General features: G+C 50.8%; 4 protein-coding genes and 1 pseudogene. 2 read left to right on the top strand and 3 right to left on the bottom strand.

The features are described from left to right. On the bottom strand, positions 1–560 hold a 560-nt coding region (locus OSC10802_RS38020; RefSeq protein ID WP_198525029.1), incomplete at its 3' end, for a hypothetical protein. Between the two features lie 87 nt (positions 561–647). On the opposite strand from OSC10802_RS38020, the gene OSC10802_RS48455 reads away from it, so the two are divergent. Continuing rightward, positions 648–818 carry a hypothetical protein gene (locus tag OSC10802_RS48455; protein WP_017714740.1) on the top strand — a complete coding sequence of 57 codons (171 nt, stop codon included), beginning with the start codon at positions 648–650 and terminating at the stop codon, positions 816–818. Positions 819–986: 168 nt separating this feature from the next. On the opposite strand, the gene OSC10802_RS52435 is transcribed toward OSC10802_RS48455, so the two are convergent. Beyond that, positions 987–1,301, bottom strand: a complete 315-nt coding sequence (locus tag OSC10802_RS52435; RefSeq protein ID WP_017714739.1) for a hypothetical protein — start codon at positions 1,299–1,301, stop codon at positions 987–989. 184 nt (positions 1,302–1,485) lie between these two features. Here OSC10802_RS52435 and OSC10802_RS53840 point away from each other — a divergent pair, with 184 nt between their 5' ends. Further along, positions 1,486–1,767 (top strand): hypothetical protein, encoded by a 282-nt coding sequence (locus OSC10802_RS53840; RefSeq protein ID WP_017714738.1) that lies wholly within the window; start codon positions 1,486–1,488, stop codon positions 1,765–1,767. A gap of 244 nt (positions 1,768–2,011) precedes the next feature. On the opposite strand, the pseudogene OSC10802_RS53835 reads toward OSC10802_RS53840, so the two are convergent. Then, a pseudogene (locus OSC10802_RS53835) lies at positions 2,012–2,696 on the bottom strand (IS4 family transposase); the annotation flags it as partial.

The raw sequence follows: 2,696 nt of genomic DNA, 5'->3' as shown, positions 1-2,696 counted from the left end.
TGCCCCCTCACCACACCGGCACAAGTCCGCGAATCTCCTAACAAAGCCTCTCGCACCGCCGGCACCTCCGTGATATACTCCCTAGCAGCCATCACCGCCCCAACCTTATCTGTCACCGCCGCCAAGAACAGCGGGATAGCCGGCGCATTCTCTGGCGAACTCTTGCGCCGGCGCATCCGCAAATCAGCCGGTTCTTGCAGGGATACCTGCCGCACAATATCACTCAATATCACCCGCAGAACCAGCCGCAACGGCACCGATCGCACCCTCTCAATTTCCCCCAAAATCGCCGCCAGCTGCACCAGCACCGACTCCGCAAACCACAGCCGCAAATACTCCAAACTCGGCACCCGATATTCCCAACCTTCCCCACCAATAAACCGTATTTGCTCCTCACTAAAAGCGTGTGCCGGTGTTTCCAGACGTAGGACAGGCGTCTCGCCTGTCCCAAAATCCCTTTCCCCCCGCACCAATTGCCCGTATCCAAACATCACCCAACCGCTGCTTAATATCCTCAATTTCCGCCAATAATTCCCCCACCGGCACACGCATCGCCGCAATTTTAGCACTCCCAATAACAAGACGGAATTCTACATCCGGCTCTCATTGAGAAGTCCCGGCAACAGCTTAAAGATCGAGGGGATGCCATGCGAGAAAATCTCAATCTTGACTCCCGGTTTCCTCCTGACACCAAAGAGGTTTTAAATAAGATTGAAGACACGGCCCGATCGCCGGTTCAAGGAATTCAGCAGGCTTTAGAAAAGGCGGCGGAGAACCTGGCTGGAAATCAGCGGGATTCTAAAAATATGAGCGGCTGAGGTTAGAGAAGGGATTTGGGATTAGGGAAAACAGGCAAGAGCGACCTTCCCAAATTCTCGCCTCCCAAATCGCACGAACACTGATGTGAGGAGAAAATAAAATGAAAGCTGTTTGCTGGCACGGCGCTAACGATGGGCCGGTTGAAACGCTTCCCAAAACCAAAATACTCAATCCGCGAGATGATCTTCTAAAGGTTCCGTCAAACTCAATTTGCGGGTCATGCCCGCACCGGCGGCTTGCGTACTGGACTCGGCTTGACCGTGACGCCACTTGAAGAGATTAGATAGGAGCATTATATCACTTCGCTCTGTTTTTTGCAACACAAGCGATTTGCCGGCGATTTGCCGGCACAGCTGCCCATCCTCCCTCTCTAGATAGATGAATCTGGTAAAAAAAAGTACAAAACTATCAATATAGCCTCTCTCATATTGGTGAGCTACTGAGAAACCCGTTTTCTTAAAGAAACCGGGTTTCTGGGCCATAGTTCATCCAACTGAGAACCGCTATATCAACAAGTAACGGCTTTGATATTTTGCATCCCTTTGTCTTAGAATCCAGGAGAAGAGAGATATGGCTGTCGCCCATCTAGAACGAGCTGTTGGTTTATTTCCCAACCGTCAAGAAGCGGAGCGATAGCTCAATGAATTGAAAGCTTCCGGCTTTCCAATGGACAAAGTTTCTATCCTTGCCAAGGATGCGGATCGGGACGACCGGCTTGCCGGCGCTGAGATGAGCGATCGCATTGGCAGTCAAGATGTGCGGACTGCAACGGGAGTGGCTGCAGACGCTGTGACAGCCAGTACCTTGGGCACCGTATTAGTTGGTCTTGGCAGTCTAGCCATTCCCGGCGTAGGCCCTATAATAGCAGCAGGTAGCCTTGGCGTGGCGCTAGTCACTTCTGTCGCCGGTGCGGGTATTGAAGCGGTAGCGGCTGGCGGTCTGGCTTAGGCGCTGTCTAATTTAGGCATTCCCGAAGAAGAAGCGAGAGGTTATGGAGATCGCCTGCTTAATGGCGATTATTTGGTTATAGTAGATGGCACAGACGACGATATCTGTCGTGCTGAAGGGATTTTTAGCAATCGCGGCATTTCACATTGGGGGGTTTACAATCCCCCGCAGGGTTAAGATATAGCGTTTCTCATATCAGTGAGGTACTGAGAAACCCGGTTTCTTAAACAATACCTTCGTTAATTCAGCTGAGGTTGCTACAAGCCGGTGGCCGGTGGATACGACCGAGGCGGGATATACGTTGGAAAATCTGAGCCAATAAAACTGGCTCAGGTTTTTCCGGAAGGAGTTTTATGATTTCGGCCACATATTTTGAGCCCCGACACATGGCTTTGAGATCCAGCACACTGTCCCCACAATGCTTCCCCCGGCCAGTCCCCAGCAGGTGATGGGACAGGTTGACCATGAAAAATGAGAGATTGGCCGCATTAGTTACTGCCGTTTGGCTGACATTCATAAAATCTTCCAGGCCCCAGAATTGTTGTCCCGAAAATTAAATTCGATTTGAAAGCGCCGGCTGTAAAAATTTATTACCTTGTCGGAATCCAAATCAGGGTCACTGGTAAATAAAATGACGTGGTGGCGAGCATTGGTGCTTTGATGAGTCTTGACCAGAATCACCACATTCAGAGGTTGAGCAAATTCCTTGTGGAGCAGTTGCGCTTGATAGATATCGGTGAGGATTGGCCCATCAATCGCGCTGTTCTTCAGGTATTGAGGGGGCATGTTGCGTAGGTCAAGCTTATCTCCATATTTCCGGCGGCACGTTCGGCCAGGCTCGGGGTTTTGATAGGGGATATAAAGCGCCGAATCGTAACGGAGCTTTGAAATTAGATGTAAATTCAGCCGGCGGGCCATTTGCAGAGATG

This window comes from Kamptonema formosum PCC 10802 (assembly GCF_000332335.1).
Taxonomy (GTDB): Bacteria; Cyanobacteriota; Cyanobacteriia; order Cyanobacteriales; family Oscillatoriaceae; genus Oscillatoria.
The sequence above is the reverse complement of the archived record's forward strand: the minus strand, read 5'-3'. Positions and strand labels throughout refer to the sequence as shown.

Excerpts from the sequence above, each read along its gene's own strand:
- OSC10802_RS52435 (WP_017714739.1), bottom strand. The coding sequence starts at position 1,301 with ATGGCCCAGAAACCCGGTTTCTTTAAGAAAACGGGTTTCTCAGTAGCT.
- OSC10802_RS48455 (WP_017714740.1), top strand. The coding sequence starts at position 648 with ATGCGAGAAAATCTCAATCTTGACTCCCGGTTTCCTCCTGACACCAAA.
- OSC10802_RS53840 (WP_017714738.1), top strand. The coding sequence starts at position 1,486 with ATGGACAAAGTTTCTATCCTTGCCAAGGATGCGGATCGGGACGACCGG.